The sequence below is a fragment of the Serratia sp. PF-27 genome (assembly GCF_030053255.1).
Lineage (GTDB): Bacteria > Pseudomonadota > Gammaproteobacteria > Enterobacterales > Enterobacteriaceae > Serratia > Serratia bockelmannii.
Window position 1 is genome coordinate 20,773 of record NZ_JASGBT010000005.1, and the last position, 25,551, is coordinate 46,323.

At 60.6% G+C, this 25,551-nt stretch carries 21 protein-coding genes; 8 read left to right on the top strand and 13 right to left on the bottom strand.

The window, feature by feature from the left end; all coding sequences use genetic code 11:
* Positions 1 to 105: 105 nt before the first annotated feature.
* On the top strand, positions 106 to 1,080 hold the full coding sequence (gene tehA / locus QMZ29_RS01680) for a dicarboxylate transporter/tellurite-resistance protein TehA (RefSeq protein ID WP_147823559.1): 975 nt from the start codon (positions 106 to 108) through the stop codon (positions 1,078 to 1,080).
* 40 nt (positions 1,081 to 1,120) lie between these two features.
* On the opposite strand, the gene glpX is transcribed toward tehA, so the two are convergent.
* The 3 genes from glpX to QMZ29_RS01695 form a co-directional block, all read right to left on the bottom strand.
* On the bottom strand, positions 1,121 to 2,131 hold the full coding sequence (gene glpX / locus QMZ29_RS01685; protein WP_025304665.1) for a class II fructose-bisphosphatase: 1,011 nt from the start codon (positions 2,129 to 2,131) through the stop codon (positions 1,121 to 1,123).
* A gap of 130 nt (positions 2,132 to 2,261) precedes the next feature.
* On the bottom strand, positions 2,262 to 3,770 hold the full coding sequence (gene glpK / locus QMZ29_RS01690; RefSeq protein ID WP_025304664.1) for a glycerol kinase GlpK: 1,509 nt from the start codon (positions 3,768 to 3,770) through the stop codon (positions 2,262 to 2,264).
* A 42-nt stretch (positions 3,771 to 3,812) separates the two neighbouring features.
* Entirely contained in the window at positions 3,813 to 4,658 is an 846-nt protein-coding gene (locus QMZ29_RS01695; protein WP_004931095.1) for an MIP/aquaporin family protein, read from the bottom strand.
* Positions 4,659 to 5,182: 524 nt separating this feature from the next.
* On the opposite strand from QMZ29_RS01695, the gene zapB reads away from it, so the two are divergent.
* The gene (gene zapB / locus QMZ29_RS01700) at positions 5,183 to 5,422 is read left to right on the top strand and encodes a septal ring assembly protein ZapB (protein ID WP_004931092.1); all 240 of its coding nucleotides are present in this window, start codon (positions 5,183 to 5,185) and stop codon (positions 5,420 to 5,422) included.
* Positions 5,423 to 5,482: 60 nt separating this feature from the next.
* On the opposite strand, the gene rraA is transcribed toward zapB, so the two are convergent.
* The 7 genes from rraA to priA all read right to left on the bottom strand — a co-directional run bounded on the left by rraA (position 5,483) and on the right by priA (position 13,536).
* Positions 5,483 to 5,968, bottom strand: coding sequence for a ribonuclease E activity regulator RraA (gene rraA, locus QMZ29_RS01705; protein ID WP_004931090.1), 486 nt, complete (start codon positions 5,966 to 5,968; stop codon positions 5,483 to 5,485).
* Positions 5,969 to 6,043: 75 nt separating this feature from the next.
* Positions 6,044 to 6,961: a 1,4-dihydroxy-2-naphthoate polyprenyltransferase gene (locus QMZ29_RS01710; protein ID WP_015379416.1), complete on the bottom strand. Its 918-nt coding sequence runs from the start codon at positions 6,959 to 6,961 to the stop codon at positions 6,044 to 6,046.
* A 96-nt stretch (positions 6,962 to 7,057) separates the two neighbouring features.
* Positions 7,058 to 8,392, bottom strand: coding sequence for an ATP-dependent protease ATPase subunit HslU (hslU, locus tag QMZ29_RS01715; protein WP_025304663.1), 1,335 nt, complete (start codon positions 8,390 to 8,392; stop codon positions 7,058 to 7,060).
* 12 nt (positions 8,393 to 8,404) lie between these two features.
* Complete coding sequence (gene hslV, locus QMZ29_RS01720; RefSeq protein ID WP_004931085.1) at positions 8,405 to 8,935, bottom strand: ATP-dependent protease subunit HslV; 531 nt, start codon at positions 8,933 to 8,935, stop codon at positions 8,405 to 8,407.
* Positions 8,936 to 9,037: 102 nt separating this feature from the next.
* Positions 9,038 to 9,955 (bottom strand): cell division protein FtsN, encoded by a 918-nt coding sequence (gene ftsN, locus QMZ29_RS01725; protein WP_261427568.1) that lies wholly within the window; start codon positions 9,953 to 9,955, stop codon positions 9,038 to 9,040.
* A 65-nt stretch (positions 9,956 to 10,020) separates the two neighbouring features.
* Positions 10,021 to 11,049 carry a DNA-binding transcriptional regulator CytR gene (gene cytR, locus QMZ29_RS01730; RefSeq protein WP_282980716.1) on the bottom strand — a complete coding sequence of 343 codons (1,029 nt, stop codon included), beginning with the start codon at positions 11,047 to 11,049 and terminating at the stop codon, positions 10,021 to 10,023.
* A 291-nt stretch (positions 11,050 to 11,340) separates the two neighbouring features.
* Entirely contained in the window at positions 11,341 to 13,536 is a 2,196-nt protein-coding gene (gene priA / locus QMZ29_RS01735; RefSeq protein WP_261427567.1) for a primosomal protein N', read from the bottom strand.
* Positions 13,537 to 13,736: 200 nt separating this feature from the next.
* On the opposite strand from priA, the gene rpmE reads away from it, so the two are divergent.
* Positions 13,737 to 13,952, top strand: coding sequence for a 50S ribosomal protein L31 (gene rpmE, locus QMZ29_RS01740; RefSeq protein WP_004931078.1), 216 nt, complete (start codon positions 13,737 to 13,739; stop codon positions 13,950 to 13,952).
* A gap of 77 nt (positions 13,953 to 14,029) precedes the next feature.
* Here the strand turns inward: rpmE and metJ are convergent, their stop codons facing one another.
* Positions 14,030 to 14,347 (bottom strand): met regulon transcriptional regulator MetJ, encoded by a 318-nt coding sequence (gene metJ, locus QMZ29_RS01745; protein WP_006317756.1) that lies wholly within the window; start codon positions 14,345 to 14,347, stop codon positions 14,030 to 14,032.
* A 304-nt stretch (positions 14,348 to 14,651) separates the two neighbouring features.
* Between metJ and metB the strand changes: the two genes are divergently transcribed.
* From metB to metF, 3 genes are all read left to right on the top strand, one after another.
* Positions 14,652 to 15,812 carry a cystathionine gamma-synthase gene (gene metB, locus QMZ29_RS01750; protein WP_025304659.1) on the top strand — a complete coding sequence of 387 codons (1,161 nt, stop codon included), beginning with the start codon at positions 14,652 to 14,654 and terminating at the stop codon, positions 15,810 to 15,812.
* Positions 15,813 to 15,814: 2 nt separating this feature from the next.
* Entirely contained in the window at positions 15,815 to 18,250 is a 2,436-nt protein-coding gene (locus tag QMZ29_RS01755) for a bifunctional aspartate kinase/homoserine dehydrogenase II (RefSeq protein WP_043140969.1), read from the top strand.
* Between the two features lie 229 nt (positions 18,251 to 18,479).
* A complete protein-coding gene (metF, locus tag QMZ29_RS01760; protein ID WP_261427565.1) occupies positions 18,480 to 19,376 on the top strand; it encodes a methylenetetrahydrofolate reductase in 897 nt (298 codons plus the stop codon).
* 107 nt (positions 19,377 to 19,483) lie between these two features.
* Here the strand turns inward: metF and ppc are convergent, their stop codons facing one another.
* Entirely contained in the window at positions 19,484 to 22,120 is a 2,637-nt protein-coding gene (gene ppc, locus QMZ29_RS01765; RefSeq protein WP_025304657.1) for a phosphoenolpyruvate carboxylase, read from the bottom strand.
* Between the two features lie 258 nt (positions 22,121 to 22,378).
* On the bottom strand, positions 22,379 to 23,524 hold the full coding sequence (gene argE / locus QMZ29_RS01770; RefSeq protein WP_015379410.1) for an acetylornithine deacetylase: 1,146 nt from the start codon (positions 23,522 to 23,524) through the stop codon (positions 22,379 to 22,381).
* 216 nt (positions 23,525 to 23,740) lie between these two features.
* On the opposite strand from argE, the gene argC reads away from it, so the two are divergent.
* Both argC and argB read left to right on the top strand, forming a co-directional pair.
* Complete coding sequence (gene argC, locus QMZ29_RS01775; protein WP_025304655.1) at positions 23,741 to 24,745, top strand: N-acetyl-gamma-glutamyl-phosphate reductase; 1,005 nt, start codon at positions 23,741 to 23,743, stop codon at positions 24,743 to 24,745.
* 20 nt (positions 24,746 to 24,765) lie between these two features.
* Positions 24,766 to 25,539: an acetylglutamate kinase gene (argB, locus tag QMZ29_RS01780; RefSeq protein ID WP_016929723.1), complete on the top strand. Its 774-nt coding sequence runs from the start codon at positions 24,766 to 24,768 to the stop codon at positions 25,537 to 25,539.
* Positions 25,540 to 25,551 lie beyond the last annotated feature (12 nt).

The window sequence follows — 25,551 nt, forward strand, 5'->3', positions numbered from 1 at the left end:
CTTGCAAGACGGCTGAGGTCATGCCGCCGGTTTTGACCCAGGTTATTACTGCGCTGTGGCGATCGGTATACACTTTACCGACAGTGTTTTTCCGGGTTATTCGCTATGTCATCACTGCAGTTCATTCAACGTGTTCCCGTCGGCTTCTTTGGGATGGTTCTGGGGGTTTTCGGCCTCGGCAGCGCCTGGCGATACGCCGCCACGCTCGGCTATGGCCCCGGCTGGCTGGGCGAGTCGCTCATCTTTCTCGGCAGCGCCATCTGGCTGACGCTGGCGCTGATCTATCTCTGCCGTTGCCTGATAGACTCACGCGCGGTGCGTGACGAGTTTCGCAGCAATACTCAGTTCAGCTTTATCAGCCTGCTTCCGGCGGGCGGCGTGCTGGTGTCCATCGGCCTGCATCCCTACAGCCTGCCGCTGGCGAATGGGCTGATGGTCGCGGGCTCCGTCGGCCAGCTCATCTTCTCGGCTTGGCGCTGTGCGCCATTGTGGCGCGGCGAGTTCGCGTCGGAGGCCACGACGCCGGGATTTTACTTGCCGACGGTGGCCGCTAACTTTATCTGCGCGATGGCGTTTGGCACCTCCGGCCACCCTGATATCGGCATGATGTTTCTTGGCGCCGGTTTGATTTCATGGCTGACCCTCGAACCCGCCATCATCCACCGTCTACGCACAAAGGCCGCGCTGCCGGCCGCCGGCCGCGGCGTTATCGGCATCCAGCTGGCTCCGGCCTTTGTCGCCTGCTACGCGTGGTTATGCGTCAATGGCAACGACTTCGATACGTTCGCCTTAATCCTGTTGGGCTACGGCCTGCTGCAGCTGTTTTTTATGTCCCGGTTGGTGCGTTGGTTTTTTGCCGGTGGCTTCAGCCCGGGCATGTGGGCTTTCTCGTTCGGCTTATCGGCGATGGCAAACGCGTCGCTGCGGTTGCTGCAGAGCCAGCGCGGGGAGGAGATGCAAGTGCTGGCCTGGGGGCTGTTCGCGTTGGCCAACCTGCTGCTCATCGGCCTGATGGCGAAGACGCTGTGGCTGTTGTTGCGCGGAAAACTGCTGCCCGCCAAAACGCCGGTGGCGGGATGAACCCGCCCTCAGCGGCGGCTGGGGGCGGTCTCTTACCGGCTTACAGCAAAAACTCGTGCAGCGCCGGGTCTTTGCGATCCAGATAGTGGGTTGAACGGATGCGGCGGATGGTGCGCGACTTGCCGCGGATCAGCAGGGTTTCGGTTGTAGCCATGTTGCCCTGGCGGCTGATGCCCTCCAGCAGATCGCCCTTGGTGATGCCGGTGGCGGAGAAGATCACGTTGTCGTTGCGCGCCATCTGATCCAGACGCAGCGCCTGACCGGCTTCGATACCCATTTCCCGGCAGCGCGCCAGCTCCTGTTCGCCGATGCGGCGGTTTTCGGCGCTGTCGCCTTTCACCTTATGGCGCGGCAGCAAACGCGCCTGCATGTCGCCGTCCAGCGCGCGGATCACTGCGGCTGAGATCACCCCTTCCGGCGCGCCGCCGATGCCGTACATCACATCGACCTCGCTTTCCGGCATGCAGGTGAGAATGGAGGCCGCCACGTCGCCGTCAGGAATGGCGAATACCCGCACGCCCAACTGCTGCATCTGCGCGATGACGCCGTCGTGGCGCGGTTTGGCCAACACGATGACCGTCAGCTGTGACAGCGGTTTGCTCAGCCGCGCGGCGACGTTCCGCAGGTTCTCCGCCAGCGGCAGATTGAGATCGATGGCGCCGCGCGCCGCCGGGCCGACCACCAGCTTCTCCATGTACATGTCCGGCGCGTGCAGGAAGGTGCCGCGATCGCCCACCGCCAAGACCGCCAGCGCGTTGGATTGGCCCATGGCGGTCATGCGGGTGCCTTCGATCGGATCAACAGCGATGTCGACCGCGTCGCCCTGGCCGCTGCCGACCTGTTCGCCGATATACAGCATCGGCGCTTCGTCGATCTCGCCTTCGCCGATCACGATGCGCCCATCGATGTCCACTTTGTTGAGCATGATGCGCATGGCGTGGACCGCCGCACCGTCGGCGGCGTTCTTGTCGCCGCGTCCCAGCCATTTGTAGCCCGCCAGCGCAGCGGCTTCGGTAACGCGGGAAAATTCGATGGCTAATTCACGTTTCATGGCAAACCTGTCTGTGAGAAAGGGAAGAAAATATCGGCAAAGTCTATCACAGCGCGGCGCCGGCGGGGCGGGGCAAAAAAAAGCGCCGCCCGCAGGCAGCGCAATTTGGGGGGTAACGGCAAGGCTGGGTTTAGTCGTGATCTTCCCACGCCTGCGCGCGTGCCACCGCTTTTTTCCAGCCGCTGTAGCGGTAGTTGCGTTCGGTGGTTTCGATGCTTGGGCGGAATTCACGCTCAATCACCGCTTTGCTCTTCACCTCATCCAGATCGTTCCAGTAGCCGATGGCCAGGCCCGCCAGGAACGCGGCGCCCAACGCCGTCGATTCACGCACTTCAGGGCGCTCTACGCGGGTGCCGAGGATATCGGACTGGAACTGCATCAGGAAGTTGTTGGCGACCGCGCCGCCGTCCACGCGCAGCGATTGCAGGCGGGTGTTGGCGTCGGCCTGCATGGCGTCCAGCACGTCGCGAGTCTGGAAGGCGATGGATTCCAGCGTGGCGCGGATGATGTGGTTGCTGTTGGCGCCGCGGGTCAGGCCAAAGATGGCGCCGCGGGCATACGGATCCCAGTAGGGCGCGCCCAGGCCGGTGAAGGCCGGCACCACGTAGACGCCGTTGCTGTCTTTCACTTTGGTGGCGAAATATTCGGAGTCGGCGGCGTCGCTGATCAGTTTCAGCTCGTCGCGCAGCCACTGGATAGACGCACCGCCGATGAACACCGCGCCTTCCAGCGCATAGTTCACTTCGCCGCGTGGGCCGCAGGCGATGGTGGTCAGCAGGCCGTTTTTCGAACGCACCGCTTCTTTGCCGGTGTTCATCAGCAGGAAGCAGCCGGTGCCGTAGGTGTTCTTCGCCATGCCCGGTTGAACGCACAGCTGGCCGTACAATGCCGCTTGCTGGTCACCGGCGATACCGGCGATAGGAATACGCGTGCCGCCCTTACCGCCGATGTTGGTCTGGCCGTACACCTCGGAGGAAGGACGGACTTTCGGCAGCATGGCGCGCGGGATATCCAGCACTTCCAGCATGCGCTCGTCCCAGTCCAGCTCGTGGATGTTGAACATCATGGTACGTGAGGCGTTGGTGTAATCGGTGACGTGTACGCGCCCCTGGGTCATCTTCCACACCAGCCAGGTATCGACGGTGCCGAACAGCAGTTCGCCGCGTTTGGCGCGCTCGCGGGCGCCTTCGACGTTGTCCAGGATCCACTTCACCTTGGTGCCGGAGAAGTACGGGTCAACCACCAGGCCGGTGTTGTGACGGATATACTCTTCCAGGCCGTCGCGTTTGAGCTTCTCACAGATGTCGGCGGTGCGGCGGCACTGCCAGACGATGGCGTTGTAGACCGGCTTACCGGTCTCTTTTTCCCAGACGATGGTGGTTTCGCGCTGGTTGGTGATGCCGATGCCGGCGATCTGATCGGAATTGATGTCGGCTTTCGCCAGCACTTCTACCAACGTCGAGCTTTGCGACGCCCAGATCTCCATCGGGTCGTGCTCAACCCAGCCGGCCTTTGGATAGATCTGCGGGAATTCGCGTTGCGATACCGCAACGATGTTGGCGTCGTGATCGAGCACGACGGCGCGTGAGCTGGTGGTCCCTTGGTCGAGTGCGACAATGTATTTTTTTTCTACAGTCATGGTAATTATCCTGCTGTTGTTAACCGTGTAAAACTGCACCCATCATGCTTTGCGCTGCTGGGTCTTGGCGTCGGGCTCTTCTTCCGTCACGCAGACGTCGCACGGCAGGTGGCGGCCAATCAGCGCGCGGTAACCGAAAGCGCCCAGGCCACAGCCGACGATAGGAGCGAAGATCGGCACCAGGAAGTATGGGATGTCGCGTGCGCCGGTGAAGGCGACTTTGCCCCAGCCGGCCAGGTAGGCGAACAGTTTCGGGCCGAAGTCACGCGCCGGGTTCAACGCAAAGCCGGTCAATGGTCCCATGGAGGCGCCGATCACGGCAATCAGAATACCGATCAGCAGCGGTGCCAGCGGGCCGCGCGGAATGCCGTTGCCGTCGTCGGTCAGCGCCAGGATCAGGCACATCAGGATTGCCGCGATCACCATTTCTACCAGGAAGGCCTGGCCGACGGAGATGTGCGCGTTAGGGTAAGTCGAGAAGATGCCGGCCAGTTCGAGGCTTTCGTTGCTGCCGCGCACCATGTGGTGCGCCGCTTCGAAGTCGAAGAACAGGTTGTAGTACAGCCCGTAAACCAGGGCGGCGGCGCAGAAGGCGCCGGCGATCTGCGCAATGATGTAAGGCACCACTTTGCGCCCGTCGAAGCAGGCGAACAGCCACAGGGCGAGGGTGACCGCCGGGTTGAGATGCGCGCCGGAAATGGCGGCGGTCAGATAGATGGCCATGGCGACGCCGAGGCCCCAAATGATGCTGATTTCCCACTGGCCGAAGCTGGCGCCCGCCAGTTTCAGTGCGGCAACGCAGCCTACGCCAAAGAAGATCAGCAGCGCCGTGCCGAGGAACTCGGCGATGCACTGGCCTTTTAATGTCGGACTGGTGGTTTGGCTCATAATGTTGGTGTCCTGCAAAACGGCGGTTGTTGGTTTATAGGCTCAGTTGGGTAGAGATCCGGCCTATGGGCACAGTTTTTTTCATCTCGTCCAATTATTGAATGAGGACGTGATGTAAATTTATCGTTAACGAACATAAACGAGAAATAGCGAAATCAAAATGTGTGTGGCGCGTCATAAAATTGAGCGATTTCGCGTCGTTTAGTGTTCTTTCTGAGCCATAAAAGTGTGATCTGACCAGTGGTTTGGTGAGGGCTGTTAACAACTCGCGGCGATGATGGTGGGGATTTTCAGTTTTTACTGATGGTGAGGGCAGGAAAATTGCAACAGACTGCGCGATGATCCGGTATGTTGCTAGACAGGCGGAGACTGGCTACTTACAATCGTTTTTAACGAATCGAGACTGGCGCGCCTTCCGTAACGGCGCGCGTCACTGAGCGCGATGCAATATTCGCAGTAGCTGCAGCCGACGTTGCGGCCGCTACTTATAGATGTACGCCTTGCTATCATGAGGGGACTGAAGCATGTCATTTGAAGTATTTGAGAAACTGGAAGCAAAAGTACAGCAGGCGATTGATACCATCACCTTGTTGCAGATGGAAATTGAAGAGCTGAAAGACAAAAACAACTCTCTGTCGCAGGAAGTTCAGGCTGCCTCCGGCAACCACGAAGCGCTGGTGCGCGAAAACCAACAGCTGAAAGAAGAACAGCACGTATGGCAAGATCGCCTGCGCGCGCTGCTGGGCAAAATGGAAGAGGTCTGATTCCTCACGCCATGCAGCAACGAAAAGGGCGCCTCAGGCGCCCTTTTTCATGTCCGAAAATCACTCGATGTCGAGCGGGTCTTCGGAGAGGATGATGCCGGTGTTGTCGGCATACAGGTGATCGCCGGAGAAGAAGGTGACGCCACCGAAGTTGACGCGGATATCGCTTTCGCCCACGCCTTCGCTTACGGCACCCGCCGGGATCGCCGCCATCGCCTGAATGCCGATGTCGAGCTCTTCCAGATCGTCCACCTGGCGCACCGCGCCGTACACCACGATGCCTTCCCATTCGTTCTGGGCGGCCAGGCGCGCCAGTTCGGCGTTGATCAGCGCCCGGCGAACCGAACCGCCGCCGTCGACCAACAGCACGCGGCCGCGGCCGTTTTCTTCAAGCAGATCGAATAACAGGCCGTTATCCTCAAAGCATTTCACCGTGGTGATCTGCCCGCCAAATGAAGTACGCCCGCCAAAATTGGAGAACAGAGGTTCAACAACGTTCACCTCTTCATGATAGATGTCGCAAAGTTCGGAAGTATCGTATTTCATAGGATTTTACGTCTGTTTGCCGCAGGAATGTTCAGTATATCCCTTTATTCGCCCTGTTGGCAAAATCATCAGTTTTTAACTGAGCGCCACGCCGATGGCGAACAGCAGGTTGGCCAGCAACGCCGCCTTGACCATGTGCTCCAGCATCGGCCGCATGCCGACCGGCGTCGGATCGCGCAGCACGCGCAGGCCGTGGCGCACCAGCAGCGGGATCGCCAGCACGAACAGCCAACCCCACGGACTGTGGAGGTTGAACAGCGTAAACAGCGCGAAACACAGCACCGCGCCGCCGAGCAGCAGGGCATGGTAAATGCGCGCCTTGTGCGGGCCGAGACGCACCGCCAGCGTATTCTTGCCGTTTTCGCGATCGCTCTCGATATCGCGCAGATTGTTGATGTTAAGCACCGCCGTCGCCAGCAGGCCGCAGGCGGTGGCCGGCAGCATCACGACGCTGTCGAAGGTGTGCGTTTGCAAATAGTAGGTGCCGGCCACGCTCAGCCAGCCGAAGAACACCAGCACCGAGATGTCGCCCAGCCCCAAATACCCGTAGGGTTTGTTGCCGACGGTGTAAGTGATCGCCGCCACGATAGACAGCCCGCCCAGCACCAGGAAGCCCACCACGTCGCTGGGTTGCTCGCAGGCGACGGCGATCAGCGAACAGCCGGCGAGGGCGATCAGCACCACCGTCACCACCAGCGCCCGCTTCATCTGCGCCTGGGTGATCATGCCTTTTTGCATGCCGCGCAATGGCCCGATGCGATCTTCTTTGTCGCTGCCTTTGACCGCATCGCCGTAGTCGTTCGCCAGGTTGGAGAGGATCTGCAGCAGACCGGCGGTCAACAGCGCCAGCAGCGCCACTTCAGGTTTCAGGCTGCCGTGCCAGGCGGCGATCGCCGAGCCGACCACGATGGAGGCAAAGGCCAACGGCAGGGTGCGGGGGCGTAGACTTTCCAGCCAGGCGGAAATCGGGGTGGTGGAGGTTGATGAGCTCATGTTTCGCTTCTGTCAGTAAGTTGCGGTTTCCGTTAGAAATAATTGTGGGAGGCAATGCCTCCCACACAGATGACTGACAAGACAATGATTGAGCGATTATAGGATAAAACGACTCAAATCTTCATCCGCCACCAGTTCATCCAGATGACTGCGCACGTAATCCGCATCAATTGTAATGGATTGGCCATTAATTTCACTCGCATCGTAGGAAATATCTTCCATCAGACGTTCCAGCACGGTGTGCAGACGACGCGCGCCGATGTTCTCGGTGCTTTCGTTGACCTGCCACGCGGCTTCGGCGATGCGGCGGATGCCGTCGGCGGTGAACTCGATATTGACACCTTCGGTGCCCATCAGCGCTTTGTACTGCTCGGTCAGCGACGCGCTCGGCTCGGTCAGGATGCGTTCGAAGTCTTCGGTAGTCAGCGCCTGCAGCTCAACGCGGATCGGCAGACGGCCCTGCAGTTCCGGGATCAGATCCGACGGGTTGGCGGTCTGGAACGCGCCGGAAGCGATGAACAGGATGTGGTCGGTCTTCACCATACCGTGTTTGGTCGACACGGTGCAGCCTTCCACCAGCGGCAGCAGATCGCGTTGCACGCCTTCGCGCGAGACGTCCGGGCCGGAGCTCTGGCCGCCGCGCTTACAGATTTTGTCGATCTCATCGATAAACACGATGCCGTGCTGTTCAACCGCTTCGATCGCCTGCTCTTTCAGCTCTTCCGGGTTCACCAGCTTGGCGGCTTCTTCTTCCACCAGCAGCTTGAAGGCTTCTTTGATCTTCACCTTGCGCGGTTTTTGCTTCTGGCCGCCGAGGTTCTGGAACATCGACTGCAGCTGGTTGGTCATCTCTTCCATGCCCGGAGGCGCCATGATTTCCACGCCCATCGGCGCCGCGGCCAGATCGATTTCGATCTCTTTGTCATCCAGCTGGCCTTCGCGCAGCTTCTTGCGGAATGCCTGGCGGGCGGCGGACGGCTCCTGATGCTCTTCCGGCTGGCCCCAGTTGTTCTTGGCCGGCGGGATCAGCACGTCGAGAATGCGCTCTTCGGCCAACTCTTCGGCACGGGTGCGGTTTTTCTCGATCGACTGCATACGCACCATTTTGATGGCGGCATCGGTCAGATCGCGGATGATGGAGTCCACTTCTTTGCCCACATAGCCCACTTCGGTGAACTTGGTGGCTTCAACCTTGATGAACGGCGCGTTGGCCAGCTTCGCCAGACGACGGGCGATTTCGGTTTTACCGACGCCGGTCGGGCCGATCATCAGAATGTTTTTCGGGGTCACTTCGTGGCGCAGCATCTCGTTGAGCTGCATCCGGCGCCAGCGGTTGCGCAGGGCAATGGCGACAGCGCGTTTGGCCTTGTTTTGGCCAATGATATAGCTGTCCAGTTCGCTGACGATCTCGCGCGGGGTCATTTCAGACATGGTATTCGATCCTTACGCTTTGGAAGGCAATTCTTCAATGGTGTGGAAATGGTTGGTGTAAATACAGATGTCACCGGCGATGTTGAGGGATTTCTCAACGATATCGCGGGCGCTCAGCTCGGTATTTTCCAACATGGCGCGGGCGGCGGCCTGAGCGTACGGGCCGCCGGAACCGATGGCGATCAGATCGTTTTCCGGCTGCACCACATCGCCGTTGCCGGTGATGATCAGCGAAGCGGTTTCATCAGCGACTGCCAGCAGCGCTTCGAGCTTGCGCAACATGCGGTCGGTGCGCCAATCTTTCGCCAGCTCCACGGCGGCTTTCACCAGGTGGCCCTGATGCATTTCCAGTTTGCGTTCAAACAGTTCAAACAGCGTGAAGGCGTCAGCGGTGCCACCGGCGAAACCGGCGATCACTTTGTCGTTATACAGGCGACGCACTTTCTTGACGTTACCCTTCATCACCGTATTACCCAGGGTTGCCTGGCCATCACCACCGATGACGACCTGGCCGTTGCGGCGTACGCTTACAATTGTTGTCACGAGCAGACCCTCGTTAAAGACGGAAAGAAGTCCCCGCAGCGCCTGCTTTCGCAGACGCTACGAGGCATATTGAGAGTATAGATGGGGGGGGATTGACGCTTTTCAACCCCCAACGGAGAGGGGAATGCAACTCGACATGCCGACGCCCTTCAGGCGTGAAAGGGTTTTATCCGCTGCTGCGCGGCTGCTGTAGGGGCCGAGCACCACGCGATTCCAGCCGCCGCCGGCGGTGATGCGGCTCTCGATGCCTTCGAACGCCAGGCGTGCACGCACGGATTCAGCCTGATCGGTGGCGCGGAACGAACCGCATTGCACCATCCACTTCTGTTTCGATTCCGGCTTGGTTTCCTGCTTGGCCGTTTCCTGTTTCACTTCCGGTTTCGGCTCCGGCTTCGGTTGCGGCTTCGGCTCAGGCTGTTTCGCCTGCACCGGCGGTGGGGTGACCGGCTTCGGTTGCTGGTGCTGCTGCACCGGCGCGGTGGTGGCTCCGTTGTTGAACGGGTTGCGCGGCGCCTGGGTAACCTGCTGCTGTTGCTGTACCGGCTGCTGTTGCATCTGCTGCTGGCGGTTACTGCGCGCGTTGACCTGGCCCGGATCGTTATACGGCACTTCGTTCAGCTGCGTCGGGCGCTGCTGCATGTCGGCCTGCATCTGCTCCAGCAACTGCCGCTGTTCGGCGGTCAGCTGAGTTTTGGAATTGAGCTCGCCGCCGGCCGTCGGTTCGGTCGGTGTTTGCACGCCGATCTGCCGGTTTTCCAGCTCTTTGATGTAGCGCCAGCGCTCTTCCGGCTTCGGCGGCAGGCCGTTGCCGGGGCGCGTGGTGTGCGCAGGCAACAACGGCGCGTCTTCCGGCTTGTTGTGGGTAATGAAATAGAGGCCACCGACAAAGATAACCAGCAACGCGGCGGCTAACGCCAGCACGGTTTTGGAAACCTTCGGAGAACTGCGTTTTTTACGGCTGGGGGTTTTACGCTTAGCTCCTGCTGCGCGCCCACGGCTTACATAGTCTTTTTGTGCCACTATTATTCCGCTGTGTCCTGATGAGAGGATAAGTCCGTCATGTTACTGAACCCTAAAATATTTGACTAGCGTTTCGGGGCAGCGGTGCTGCCTCTGATAATCAATTCACTGTCCAACAGCCGGGAGCCGCTGGCCACCGTCTGGCCGTTCAACTGCTCCAACAGCAATAACATCGCCTGTTGGCCTATCTGGAAACGCGGCTGCGCCACCGTGGTCAGCGGCGGATCGCAATACTGCGCCAGCTTGAGGTCGTCAAAGCCGACGATCGACAGATCCTGCGGTACCCGCAGCCCCATTTTCTTCGCCTGGGACAGCACGCCGATTGCCATGACATCGCTGTGGCAGAACACCGCCGTCGGCGGTTTCGGCTGAGCCACCAGCTGGGTCAGCGCTTGCGCGCCGGCTTCGTAGGTAAAATCACCCCGGGTAATATAGCTGCTTTCGACGGTAATGCCATTACGACGTAGCGCTTGAACGTAACCCTGTAGCCGATAATGGCTCAGCGGCATCTGTTCCGGCCCGGCGACGCAGGCGATCTGCCGGTGGCCCAGTTGATGCAAATAATGCACGGCTTCAAAGGCGGCGGTCAGGTTGTCGATATGCACCGTCGGCAGTTCCAGCTCGGGCGCGAACTCGTTGGCCATCACCATCGGCGGCAGGTTGCGCTGCTCTTCCTTGCTGGCGTCGAACGGCAGGTTAGAGCCCAGCAGCAGCATGCCGTCGATCTGTTTGGTGATGATCAGATTGACGAAGGTGCGTTCTTGCTGGTTTTGCTGCGCGCAGTCGCCGATCAGCACCAGATAGCCTTGTTGGGCGGCGGTCTGTTCGATCCCCTGGATCACATCGGCGAAAAACGGATCGCAGATGTCGGGCACGATCACCAGGATAGTGCGAGATTCGTTGCGTTTGATATTGCGTGACAGAGCATGAGGAGAATAACCCACGGCCAGCACGGCCTGTTCTACTTTCTGGCGCGTTGGCGTCGACACCTTTTCCGGGTTCATCAGCGCACGCGATACGGTAGCCGTTGAAACGCCCGCCATTTCGGCGACGTCTTTCATGGTCGCCATGGATAACTCTTTCTTGTGTTCCAACGCCTTTCTCCTTGCGTCAGCCCCATGCCGACGCCACTACTGCTGTTTGCTCACAATGTCCGGCATGCGGTGGCGGGATTGTTGTCATTGAGCGCCACTCGCGTTCGGGCACTCCGTCGCGCTGCGATGTGGCGACAAAATTTGCCCTCGCAGACATTCTAAACAGAATACGCCCCGCCTTTGTTACCTAATTTGCATAAAAAATGTGACCTGAGAAGGTTTTTTAGCGTTCGCTCGCAATTTCAAGGGTAAACGTTTGCACTGCCGCAGCTAAATCGGACTTTTCCGGGATCAGCTGTCGATCGGATCGACATCCAGCGTCCATTTCACCTTGCGCGTTTGCGGCAGAGTGCCGATCAGCGGCAGCGAGCTTTTCATCAGCTGTTGCAGGACGCGCCGCGTCGGATGTTGCAGCAACAGCTGCCAGCGGAAACGGCCGCCGCGTTTCGACTGCAGCGCCGGCACCGGGCCCATCACCCACAGCGAGTCGTCCTTCAGCGGGCTGGCTTCCAACAGATTGCGCAGCTGCTGCAAGAACAACGGGGCCTGCTGGTTGTCGTGATCTTCGGCGCGCACGATGATGTGGCTGGTGTAAGGCGGCAGAAACACGCTGTTGCGCTCCGCCAGCGTCTGTTTGGCGAAGGCGTCGTAACCCTGTTGCAGCAGCACCTGCAGCAGCGGGTGCTCCGGATGGTGGGTTTGCAGCAGCACTTCACCCTGTTTGCCCGCGCGGCCGGCACGCCCGGAGACCTGGGTATACAGCTGAGCGAAACGCTCGGCGGAGCGGAAGTCGGCGGAGAACAGCGCGCCGTCCACGTCCAGCAACGCCACCAGCGTGACGTCGGGAAAATGGTGGCCTTTGGCGAGCATCTGTGTGCCGATCAGAATGCGCGCTTCGCCGCGATGAATATCCGCCAGGTGTTGCTCCAGCGATCCTTTGCGGCTGGTGGTGTCACGATCGATGCGGGTGATCGGCGTGTCGGGGAACAGCGGCGCCAGCTCATGCTCCAGCTGTTCGGTGCCGACGCCGACCGACACCAGATGGGTGGAGCCGCACTGTGGGCACTGGTGCGGCACCGGTCGCTGGCTGTCGCAGTGGTGGCAGCGCAGCTGACGCTGATGCTGGTGGAAGGTGTAGTAGTGATCGCAGCGCTGGCACTCGGCGATCCAACCGCACTCGTGGCACAGCAGCGCCGGGGCGTAACCGCGGCGGTTGAGGAACAGCATCACCTGGTTGCCGGCTTTTAAATGGTGCTGCATGCTTTTCAAAAGCGGTTGCGACAGGCCGACCTTCAGCGGCAGCCCTTTCAGATCGATCAGGTGCTGCGCCGCCGGTTTGGCGTTGCCCGCGCGCTGGGTGAGCTTCAACTGGCGATATTTGCCCAGTTGCACGTTGTGCAGCGTTTCCAGTGCCGGCGTGGCGGAGCCCATCACCATCGGGATGTCTTCTTCCCGGGCGCGGAGCACCGCCAGATCGCGGGCGTGGTAGCGCCAGCCTTCCTGCTGTTTATAAGAGCTGTCGTGCTCTTCGTCGATGATGATCACGCCCAGCTGCCGGAATGGCGTGAACAGCGCCGAACGGGTACCGATGACGATGGCGGCTTCGCCGCTGCGCGCGCGCAGCCAAACCGCCAGCCGCTCGCTGTCGTTCAGTCCGGAGTGCAGCACGTCCACCGGCGCGTTGAAGCGCTCGCGAAAGCGGGCGATGGTTTGCGGCGTCAGGCCGATTTCCGGCACCAGCACCAGCGCCTGTCGGCCTTTGGCCAGCACGTTTTCCAGCACGCTGAGGTACACCTCGGTCTTGCCGGAGCCGGTCACCCCGGCCAGCAGCCAGGCGGCGAACTGCTCATCCTCGCTTCTGATCGCCCCGACGGCGGTAGCCTGTTCGGTGTTCAGCCGCAGCCGCTCGCCGAGCACCGCGAAGTTGGGGCGCCAGTCGTGCGTATCCGCGACCTGAGCGCGCAGATCGATCAGTCCTTTGGCGCGCAGCGCCTGCAGGGCGCTTTCCGTCAGCTCCAGCTGGCTTACCTGATGGCGATAGACCGGGCGTTGCAGCAGCGCCGCCAGCGCCTGCTGCTGTTTCGGCGCGCGTTTCAGGCTTTCGGGCGGGGTGGCGCGCCCCTCTTCGGTGGCGAACCACTGCCACAGCGGCGCGGCTTCGGCCGGTTTGCCTTGCCGCAGCAGGATCGGCAGCGCGTGAAACAGCACTTCGCCGATGGGGTAGTGATAGTAATCGCTGGCCCAGCGCAGGATGCGCCACAGGCTGGGGGAGAACAGCGACTCGGCGTCTATCACGCTGTCGATCGGTTTGAGCTTGTCCAGCGGCAGTTCGCTGGTGTCGCTGCAGCCGGTGACGATGCCGATCGCATGCTGCCTGCCCCAGGGCACGCCCACGCGCGCGCCGGCCACCGGCTGCATGCCGGGCGGCAGCAGATAGTCGAAGGTGCGGGCGAGGGGGACCGGCAAGGCAACGTGTACGACGGGCATGATCTCATCCAAATTGAAAAAAAGTGGGCATCAGTTTACACGGCGCATCGGCAAATGTACGGTTCCGATTGCGCGCCTCGGCTAATGCTGTATAATTTGCCGCCTTTGGTATAATTCGATACCAAAATTCTATTATCAACCACGTGTGGTGTCTGGCGAAACAGGGCTGGATAGCGACACGGCCTTAACTGAGGTTTCCCATGAAACAAGGTATCCACCCAAAATACGAAGAAGTTACTGCTAACTGCTCTTGCGGTAACGTGATGAAGATCCGCTCCACCGTGGGCCACGATCTGAACCTGGACGTTTGTGGCGCATGCCACCCGTTCTACACTGGCAAGCAGCGTGACGTTGCTACCGGTGGCCGCGTTGACCGCTTCAACAAGCGTTTCAGCGTACCAGGCGCTAAGAAATAAGATTTCTTATCGTCCGATGAAAAAGGCGCCTTGGGCGCCTTTTTTCGTTTCTGCCGCCGGCGTTCGCCGGGCGGTTCTCAATATTCCCAGGTATCGGGATCGACACCCAGTTCGCGCATCAACACTTTTGCGGCTTCCGGGATTTCATCGCTGCGCTCTTTGCGCAGGTCTTCATCGTTCGGCAGCGGCTGGCCGGTAAAGGCATGCAGAAACGCTTCGCACAGCAGTTCGCTGTTGGTGGCGTGGCGCAGGTTGTTCACCTGGCGACGGGTCCGTTCGTCGGTGAGGATTTTCAGGACCTTCAGCGGAATGGATACCGTGATCTTTTTGACTTGCTCGCTTTTTTTACCGTGTTCAGCGTAAGGGCTGACATACTCGCCGTTCCACTCAGCCATGGGACACCTTAACTTTGTCAGAAAAATTACAAAATTCTAAAAACCGGCCAATTATGCCCGATCTTCACTGTTCTCACTAAATAAATGTCAATTTTACGCGACCAGGGTCACTGAATGCCCCGCTTCGGTCAGGCATTGCCGCTTAACATCTTATCGTCATGTCATATCGGCATAATTTTAGCGGGTATTGTGTCATTGCTCAATCTATACGCAAAGAAGTTTAGATGTCCAGATGTATTGACGTCTATCAATCCTGCGATTACTCTTTAGGCCTCATTCACCGAACCGAGAGCCGAGCGAGACCATGACGCGTAAACCAGCCACGATTGCCGTACGCAGCGGCCTGAACGATGACGAACAGTACGGCTGCGTCGTCCCGCCGATTCATCTGTCCAGCACCTATAACTTTACCGACTTCAACCAACCCCGAGCCCATGACTACTCGCGCCGCGGCAACCCGACGCGCGACGTGGTGCAACGTGCGTTGGCGGAGCTGGAAGGCGGTGCCGGCGCGGTGATGACCGGCAGCGGGATGTCGGCGATCCATCTGGTGACCACTGTGCTGCTGAAGCCCGGCGATCTGCTGGTGGCGCCGCACGACTGCTACGGCGGCAGCTATCGGTTGTTCGACAGCCTGAGCAAGCGCGGCGCCTATCGCGTGCTGTTCGTCGATCAGGGTAATGAAGCCGCCCTGCAGCAGGCGCTGGCGCAAAAGCCGAAGCTGGTGCTGATTGAAAGCCCCAGCAATCCGCTGCTGCGGGTGGTGGATATCGCGGCGATCTGCGCCGCCGCGCACGCGGCGGGCGCGTTGACGGTGGTGGACAACACCTTCCTCAGCCCGGCCCTGCAACAGCCGATCGAACTCGGTGCCGATCTGGTGGTCCATTCTTGCACCAAATACCTGAATGGGCATTCGGACGTGGTGGCCGGCGCGGTGATTGCCAAAGATCCCGAGCTGGCGGTCGAATTGGCTTGGTGGGCGAACAATATCGGTGTAACCGGCGGTGCGTTCGACAGCTATCTGCTGCTGCGCGGCATGCGCACGCTGTCGCCGCGCATCAAGGCGGCGCAGCAAAACGCCGAAGCGATTGTCGGTTATTTACAGCAGCAACCGCTGGTGAAAAAGCTGTATCATCCCTCCCTGCCGGAAAATCCGGGGCATGAGATCGCCCGCCGGCAGCAGCGTGGTTTCGGCGCGATGCTGAGTTTTGAACTGGACGGCGATGAAGCGGTGCTGCGCCGTTTTCTCTCTGCCCTTGAGCTGTTTACTCTGGCAGAATCGCTGGGCGGCGTAGAAAGCCTGATCTCGCATGCAGCGACCATGACCCACGCCGGCATGGCGGCGGAGGCGCGGGCAGCGGCCGGCATCTCCGAGAGCCTGCTGCGCATTTCCGTGGGTATTGAAGACAGTGAAGATTTGATTGCCGATCTGGAACGCGCTTTCCAGGCGGCGGCAACGAGGTAAGCATGAATGCAATTGCTGTAGCAGGGCCGGTGAGCGGGCGTCAACTGCACAAGTTTGGCGGCAGCAGTCTGGCGGATGTGAAGTGTTATCTGCGTGTGGCCGGGATTATGGCGGAATACAGCCAGCCGGGCGACATGATGGTGGTATCGGCCGCCGGCAGTACCACCAACCAGTTGATCAACTGGCTGAAGCTCAGCCAGAGCGATCGCCTGTCTGCGCACCAGGTGCAGCAGACGTTGCGTCGTTATCACAGCGATCTTATCAGCGGCCTGTTGCCGCCGGAAAGCGCCGAGCCGCTGATCGCCGAGTTCATTCAGGATCTGGAACGTCTGGCGGTGCTGCTGGACGGTAAAGCTGACGAGGTGTGCTATGCCGAAGTGGTCGGGCACGGCGAGATCTGGTCGGCGCGCCTGATGGCGGCGGTGCTCAACCACCTGGATATGCAGGCGGCCTGGCTGGATGCGCGTGATTTCCTGCGCGCCGAACGCGCCGCGCAGCCGCAGGTGGATGAAGGCCGTTCTTATCCGCTGCTGCAGCAATTGTTGGCTCAACATCCGGGCAAGCGCCTGGTGGTGACCGGCTTCATTTCGCGCAACGACGCCGGGGAAACCGTGCTGTTGGGGCGCAATGGCAGTGATTACTCTGCCACTCAGGTCGGCGCGTTGGCCGGCGCTGCGCGCGTCACCATCTGGAGCGACGTGGCCGGGGTTTACAGCGCCGATCCGCGCAAGGTGAAAGACGCCTGCCTGCTGCCGCTGCTGCGTCTGGACGAAGCCAGCGAGCTGGCACGCCTGGCGGCACCGGTGTTGCATACCCGCACCCTGCAGCCGGTCTCCGGCAGCGATATCGATCTTCAGCTGCGCTGCAGCTACCAGCCGGAGCAGGGCTCGACGCGCATCGAGCGCGTATTGGCGTCCGGCACCGGCGCCAAGATTGTCACCAGCCATGATGACGTGTGCCTGATTGAGCTGCACGTCGCCGCTCAGCATGACTTCAAACTGGCGCAGAAAGAGTTGGATCTGGTGCTCAAACGCGCGCAGATCAAACCGCTGGCGGTGGGCATCCATCCTGACCGCAATCGGGTGCAGCTGTGCTACACCTCCGAGGTGGTCAACAGCGCACTGGCGATCCTGCAGGCCTCGGCGCTGCCGGGTGAACTGCATCTGCGTGAAGGGTTGGCGCTGGTGGCGATGGTCGGCGCCGGGGTATGCAAGAACCCGCTGCACAGCCACCGTTTCTATCAGCAACTGAAAGATCAGCCGGTCGAATTTATCTGGCAGGCGGAAGATGGCATCAGCCTGGTGGCGGTATTGCGCCAGGGGCCGACCGCGCTGCTGATTCAGGGGCTGCACCAAAGCCTGTTCCGCGCCGAGAAGCGCATCGGTCTGGTGCTGTTCGGCAAGGGCAACATCGGGTCGCGCTGGCTGGAGCTGTTCGCCCGTGAACAGACCAATATCTCCGCGCGCAGCGGCTTCGAATTTATCCTGGCGGGGGTGGTGGACAGCCGCCGCAGCCTGCTGAACTATGACGGGCTGGACGCCAGCCGCGCGCTGGCATTCTTTGAGGACGAAGCGCAGGAGCTGGATGAAGAATCGCTGTTCCTGTGGATGCGCGCGCACCCGTTCGACGATCTGGTGGTGCTCGACGTGACCGCCAGCGAAGAGCTGGCTGGGCAGTATCTGGATTTCGCCAGCTACGGTTTTCACGTGATCAGCGCCAACAAGTTGGCGGGCGCCTCGTGCAGCGACAGCTATCGCCAAATACGCGACGCCTTCGCCAAAACCGGCCGCCACTGGCTGTATAACGCCACCGTCGGCGCCGGGCTGCCGGTCAACCATACGGTGCGCGATCTGCGCGACAGCGGCGACAGCATTTTGGCGATCAGCGGCATCTTCTCCGGCACGCTTTCCTGGCTGTTCTTGCAGTATGACGGCACGGTGCCGTTCACCGAGCTGGTGGATCAGGCTTGGCAGCAGGGGCTGACCGAACCGGATCCGCGGGTCGATCTCTCCGGCCAGGACGTGATGCGCAAGCTGGTGATCCTGGCGCGTGAGGCGGGCTACGACATCGAACCGAACCAGGTGCGGGTCGAGTCGCTGGTGCCGGCGGGCTGCGAGCTGGGCTCCGTCGATCAGTTCTTCGAGAACGGTGAGGCGCTGAATCAGCAGATGCAGCAGCGCTTTGAGGCCGCCAGCGAAATGGGCCTGGTGCTGCGCCACGTGGCGCGTTTCGACGCCAACGGCAAGGCGCGGGTCGGTGTGGAGGCGGTGCGCCCTGAGCACCCGCTGGCCTCGCTGCTGCCGTGCGACAACGTGTTCGCCATCGAAAGCCGCTGGTATCGCGATAATCCGCTGGTGATCCGCGGGCCGGGCGCCGGCCGCGATGTGACCGCCGGCGCTATCCAGTCAGACCTTAACCGTTTGGCGCAGCTGCTTTAATCCTCTGCGGGCGCGGGCTCACCGCGCCCCTTTGCTTTTCCTGCCATACTTATCTTTGCCGCTGTCATGAAATTCCCTCGTTGAGCGGGTGAGGATTAATCATCTTATTCCCCTCATTTTCCTGTTGACTCTTTAGCCAACATGCGGCATTTTCTATCTAGACGTCTAAACGTATAGACGCTCATCAAGATGAAATAAAAACAGTGATCGATAAAGAGGTGAGCAGGGTATGAGTTTTTTCCACGCAAACCAGCGGGAAGCGCTGAATCAGAGTCTGGCGGAGTTGAACGGCCAGATTAACGTATCATTCGAGTTCTTCCCGCCACGCACCAGCGAGATGGAAGAGACCCTGTGGCAGTCGATCGATCGTCTGAGCATCCTCAAACCTAAATTCGTTTCCGTCACCTACGGCGCCAATTCCGGCGAGCGCGATCGCACCCACAGCATCATCAAGGGGATCAAGGAGCGCACCGGCCTGGAGGCGGCGCCGCACCTGACCTGCATCGACGCCAGCCTGGCGCAGCTGCGCGACATCGCGACCGATTACTGGAACAGCGGCATTCGTCACATCGTGGCGCTGCGCGGCGATCTGCCGCCGGGCGGCGGCAAGCCGGACATGTACGCGACCGATCTGGTGGCGTTGCTGAAAGACGTGGGTGACTTCGACATTTCCGTCGCCGCCTACCCGGAAGTGCACCCGGAGGCGAAAAGCGCCCAGGCCGATTTGATTAACCTGAAACGCAAGATCGATGCCGGCGCCAGTCGCGCAATTACCCAGTTCTTCTTCGACGTTGAGAGCTATCTGCGCTTTCGCGACCGCTGCGTTGCCGCCGGTATCGATGTGGAAATCGTGCCGGGCATTCTGCCGGTGTCCAACTTCAAGCAGCTACAGCGCTTTGCCACCATGACCAACGTGCGGGTGCCAAGCTGGATGACCAGCATGTTCGAAGGGCTGGACGACGATGCGGAGACCCGCAAAATGGTCGGCGCCAACATCGCCATGGACATGGTGAAGATCCTGAGCCGCGAAGGGGTGAAAGATTTCCACTTCTATACGCTGAACCGTGCAGAGATGAGCTACGCGATCTGCCACACGCTGGGCGTGCGCCCGGTGGTCGCCGCCTGACAGGCTTGTTCCATTGAAAAAGGGCGTCGCTTTACCGCGGCGCCCTTTTTTTGTGGGGGAAAGGCATAAAAAAACGGCCCCGATAAACGGGGCCGCGATGAGGCTCACTAGCCGGTGTTGCGCATCCCGGCGGCGACGCCGGCGATGGTGACCATCAGCGCCTGCTCGACGCGGGCGTCCGGTTGCTCCTGCTGACGAGAACGGTGCAGCAGTTCAGCCTGCAAGACGTTCAGCGGGTCGGTGTAAACGTTGCGCAGCGCGATGGATTCAGCGATCCACGGCAGGTCTTCCATCAGGTGCGCATCGTTGGCGATGGTCAGCACCACCTTGATGTCGCTTTCCAGCTGATCGCGCAGCTGTTGACCCAGCGGCCACAGTGCTTTATCCACCAGGCGCTGATCGTAGTATTCCGCCAGCCACAGGTCGGCTTTGGCGAACACCATTTCCAGCATGGCGATACGGGTGGAGAAGAACGGCCAGTCGCGACACATCGCTTCCAGCTCCGCCTGTTTGCCGGCTTTCACCGCTTCCTGCAATCCGGCGCCGGCGCCGAGCCAGGCCGGCAGCATCAGGCGGTTCTGCGTCCAGGCGAAGATCCACGGAATGGCGCGCAGGCTCTCTACGCCGCCGTTCGGCTTGCGCTTGGCCGGGCGTGAGCCCAGCGGCAGTTTACCCAGCTCCAGCTCCGGCGTGGCCGCGCGGAAGTAAGGCACGAAGTCCGGGTTTTCACGCACGTAGCCGCGATACATCCGGCAGGAGGTCTCGGACAAGTCGTCCATCAATGCACGCCATTCTTTCTTCGGCTCCGGCGGCGGCAGCAGGTTGGCCTCGAGGATCGCGCCTGCATACAGCGCCAGGCTGCTGATGGTGACTTCCGGCAGGCCGAACTTGAAGCGGATCATCTCGCCCTGTTCGGTGACGCGCAGGCCGCCCTTCAAGCTGCCCGGCGGCTGAGACAGCAGCGCCGCATGCGCCGGTGCGCCGCCGCGGCCGATGGAGCCGCCGCGGCCGTGGAACAGCGTCAGCGCTACGCCGGCCTTTTCACAGGTTTTGATCAGCGCGTCCTGCGCGCGGTACTGCGCCCAGGAAGCGGCCATCACGCCGGCGTCTTTCGCCGAGTCGGAATAGCCGATCATCACCATCTGTTTGCCCTGGATGAAGCCGCGATACCAGTCGATGTTCAGCAACTGGGTCATCACGTCGTCGGCGTTGTTCAGGTCGTCGAGGGTTTCGAACAGCGGGGCGACCGGCAGCGCGAACGGGCAGCCGGCCTCCTTCAGCAGCAGGTGCACCGCCAACACGTCGGAAGGCGTGCGCGCCATCGAAATCACGTAGGCGGCGATCGAACCCTGCGGCGCTTCGGCGATCACCCGGCAGGTTTCCAGCACTTCCTGCGTATCGGCGCTCGGTTGCCATTTCAGCGGCACCAGCGGGCGTTTGGAGTTCAGTTCGCGGATCAGGAACGCCTGCTTATCGGCTTCCGACCAGCTTTCATAATCGCCCAGCCCCAGATAGCGGGTCAGCTCGGCGATGGCTTCGGTATGGCGGGTGCTTTCCTGGCGCACGTCGATACGCACCAGCGGCACGCCGAAGCAGCGCACGCGGCGCAGGGTATCCAGCAGTTGACCATTGGCGATGATGCCCATGCCGCAGGCCTGCAGCGACTGGTAGCAGGCATACAGCGGCTCCCACAGCTGCTCGTTGTTCACCAGCAGGTCGTGCGGTTTCAGCACGCGCTCGCCCTTCAGGCGACCTTCCAGATAGGCCTGGGAGCTCATCAGCTGGCTGCGCAGCTGCTTCATGATTTCGCGGTACGGTTCCTGCACTTCGTCACCGCCGGCGCGGGCGCGCAGCTCCGGGGTGCACTCGGTCATCGACAGCTCGGAGACCAGTACCTGAATATCGCGGGTAAACAGGTCGCAGGCTTTCCAGCGGCTGAGCAGCAGCACATGGCGGGTAATTTCGGCGGTCACGTTCGGGTTGCCGTCGCGGTCGCCGCCCATCCAGGAAGTGAAGCGCACCGGCACCGCTTCTACCGGCAGGCTGTAATCGATGGAGTTTTCCAGCTGTTCGTTGAATTCGCGCAGGAACGCCGGCACGCCTTCCCACAGGCTGTTTTCCACGACGGCAAAACCCCATTTGGCTTCGTCGATCGGAGAAGGGCGGTGTTTGCGAATTTCATCGGTGTGCCACGACTGGGCTACCAGCTGACGCAGGCGGCGCATGATCTTGTTGCGCTCGTAGTCGGCCAGATCGTTGTGATCGAGCTGGCTGAGGCAGGTATTGACCTCTACCAGTTTGTGGATCAGGGTGCGGCGGGTGATCTCCGTCGGGTGCGCCGTCAGCACCAGCTCGATGGAGAGTTGCGACACCGCGTGCTGCAGCTCTTTGTCGCTGAGCTTTTTGTCTTTGAGGCGACTGAACAGCTGCGCCAGCGCTTCCGGGTTGCTGGCGGCCTCGCCGTTGGGCGAAATGCTGTGGTACTGCTCGGCGACGTTGGTCAGGTTGAGGAACTGGCTGAAGGCGCGCGCCACCGGCAGCAGCTCGTCGTTGGACAGGTTCTGCAGGGTGGAGAGCAGCTCCTGGCGATGCGCTTCGTTGCCGGCGCGTGAGGATTTGGAAAGCTTACGGATGGTCTCAACGCGATCGAGAATATGCTCGCCCAGCGCTTCTTTGATGGTATCGCCGAGCAATTTGCCGAGCATACTGACATTACTGCGCATTGCCGAATATTGTTCGTTCATATAACCCCTGACCCAGTTCTGTATGATTTTTATCTTGTAAATAAATTTCACGCGTCAGGCGCAGACCGCCTGCCTGATCACATCGCGTTCCTGTCCAATCGTCAATTGACACTATTTTTAGCAAAAAAACATCAAAATCGGCGCATTTTCTGAAATTTAATTACGGCGCGTCGGTTATCAGCACGGCTTATTTCGCCGTTTTCTACTTATTTTGAGTTGGGGGAAAGCATAAAACATTTCCCCTGTTAAATGTCGGGTTTATTGCCGGCAAAAGTGATTGACCAGCTGGCCCAGCAGTTTGCGCGTCGGTTCGATAAACGCGGTGTCGATGTATTCGTCCGGCTGGTGGGCCTGATCGATGGAACCGGGGCCGAGCACCAACGTCGGGCAAACCTGCTGCACGAACGGCGCTTCGGTGCAGTAGTTGACCACCTGCGTGCGGGTGCCCAGCAGTTCCTCGATCACCGCCACCATGCGGTGGTCGGTCGGGCATTCGTAGCCCGGCACCGACGCGTGCAGCTCTTCGATGGTCAGGCGGCCCGGCCAGCGTTGGCTCACCGGCTCCAATGCCTGATGCATCAGTTCGTTGATGTTGTCGAGCGTCATGCCGGGCAGCGGGCGGATATCCAGGTGCAGCTCGCAGCAGGCGCAGATGCGGTTGGCCGCGTCGCCGCCGCTGATATGGCCGAAGTTCATGGTGGGATAAGGCACGGCGAACGCCGGGTTGTTGTAGCGCTCCTGCAGGGTTTTGCGCAGCTCCATCAGGCGGCCGATGGATTCGTGCATCAGATCGATGGCGTTGACGCCGCGTGCCGGATCGCTGGAGTGGCCGGACTGGCCGACGATGCGAATGGCGTTGGCCATGTGGCCCTTGTGCGCGCGCACCGGCTGCAGCGAGGTCGGCTCACCGATGATGGCGAAATCTGGACGAATGGCGGTAGAGGCGGCGAAGTAACGCGCGCCGGCCATCGTCGTTTCTTCATCTGCGGTGGCTAAAATGTACAGCGGCTTGGTCAATTTGCTCGCGTCGATATCGCGCACCGCATCCAGAATAAAGGCGAAGAAGCCTTTCATGTCGGCGGTGCCTAGCCCGTAGAGCTTGTTGTCGTGCTCGGTCAGGGTGAAGGGATCGCGCGTCCAGCGGCCTTCGTCGTAAGGCACCGTATCGGTGTGGCCGGCCAGCAGCAGGCCGCCGCTGCCTTCGCCGATGCTGGCCAGCAGGTTGAATTTGTGGCGCGACTCCGGCACCGGCTGTACGTCGACGCGAAAGCCCAGGTCGGCAAACCATCCGGCCAGCAAGTTGATTAACGCCTCATTGCTCTGATCGAGGCCGGCATCGGTGGCGCTGATTGACGGAGTGGCGATCAACGCCCGGTACAGCTCAATAAATGGAGGTAATTTCATCTTCACTGTTGACAGCCTTTGGTTAGGATAGTATCAATATTCATGCATTTATTTTGAATAAAAATACAGTAAGCCGACGCGTAAGGGAACCCGATACCCGGATGTTTATAAAAGCATCAACGCCTGGCTCCGTGGGTGAACGGCGCAACAACGCTGGCTAGCCCTGTTACCTGGGTCGCAAGCGACCGCACGTCAGTTTAGAAGGTGAAAGGCCACATGTTGAATACGCTGATCGTTGGTGCCAGCGGTTACGCCGGAGCGGAGCTCACGGCTTACCTGAATCGCCACCCACACATGAACATAACCGCTTTAGCGGTTTCAGCGCAAAGTGCAGATGCAGGAAAGTTGCTTTCCGATCTCCATCCCCAGTTGAAAGGCATCGTCGATCTGCCGCTGCAACCGTTGACCGACGTTGCCAAGGCGGCGCAGGGCATCGACGTGGTGTTCCTCGCCACCGCCCATGAAGTCAGCCACGATATCGCACCGGCCTTCCTGGCGGCGGGCTGCGTGGTGTTCGATCTGTCCGGCGCCTTTCGCGTGCAGGACGCCGGTTTTTATAGCCAGTACTACGGTTTCGAGCATCAGCATGGCGCCCTGCTGGAGCAGGCGGTGTACGGCCTGGCGGAGTGGCAGAGCGACAAGATCAAACAGGCGCAGCTGATTGCCGTGCCGGGCTGTTACCCGACGGCGGCGCAGCTGGCGCTGAAACCGTTAATCGAAAAACAGCTGCTGAACCTCGACCAGTGGCCGGTGATCAACGCCACCAGCGGCGTTAGCGGCGCCGGGCGCAAGGCCAGCATGACCACCAGCTTCTGCGAAGTGAGCCTGCAGCCGTACGGTATTTTCACTCACCGGCACCAGCCGGAGATCGCCGCGCACCTGGGCGTGCCGGTTATCTTTACGCCGCACCTGGGCAACTTCCCGCGCGGCATCCTTGAAACCATCACCTGCCGCCTGAAGGCCGGCGTGACCGCGCAGGACGTCGCGGCCGCCTATCATGCCGCCTATGACGACAAGCCGCTGGTGCGGTTGTACGACCAGGGCGTGCCGGCGCTGAAAGCGGTGGTGGGGTTGCCGTTCTGCGATATCGGTTTTGCGGTGCAGGGCGAGCATCTGATCGCCGTCGCGGTGGAAGACAACCTGCTGAAAGGCGCGGCGGCGCAGGCGGTGCAATGCCTGAATATCCGTTTCGGCTTCCCGGAAACCCAGTCACTCCTTTAAACCAGCGTGAGTAAACAGCAATGAACCCGTTAATTATCAAGTTAGGTGGCGTGTTATTAGACAGTGAAGAAGCGCTGGAGCGTCTGTTTACCGCGCTGGACAGCTACCGCCAGCAGCATCAGCGTCCGCTGGTGATCGTGCACGGCGGCGGCTGCGTGGTGGACGAACTGATGAAGCAGCTCGCTTTGCCGGTGGTGAAAAAGAACGGCCTGCGGGTCACGCCGGCCGATCAGATCGACATCATCACCGGCGCGCTGGCCGGCACCGCCAACAAAACGCTGCTGGCGTGGGCGATTAAACATCAAATCAACGCCGTCGGCCTGAGCCTGGCGGACGGCGGCAGCGCGGTCGTGACCCCGCTCGATCCGGCATTGGGCCACGTCGGCAACGCGCAGCCCGGTTCGCCCGCGCTGCTCAATACCCTGCTGGGCGCCGGCTACCTGCCGGTTATCAGCTCCATCGGCATCACCGCCGAAGGGCAGTTAATGAACGTGAACGCCGATCAGGCGGCGACGGCGCTGGCGGCGACGCTGGGGGCGGACCTGATCCTGCTGTCGGACGTCAGCGGCATCCTCGACGGCAAGGGGCAACGCATTGCGGAAATGACGGCGCAAAAAGCGGAACAACTGATCGCGCAAGGCATCATCACCGATGGTATGGTGGTGAAGGTGAATGCGGCGCTCGACGCCGCCCGCACCCTCGGCCGCCCGGTGGATATCGCCAGCTGGCGCCATGCCGATCAGCTTCCTGCTTTGTTTAACGGCGTGTCGATTGGCACCCGGATCCTCGCTTAATTTTAGAATTAG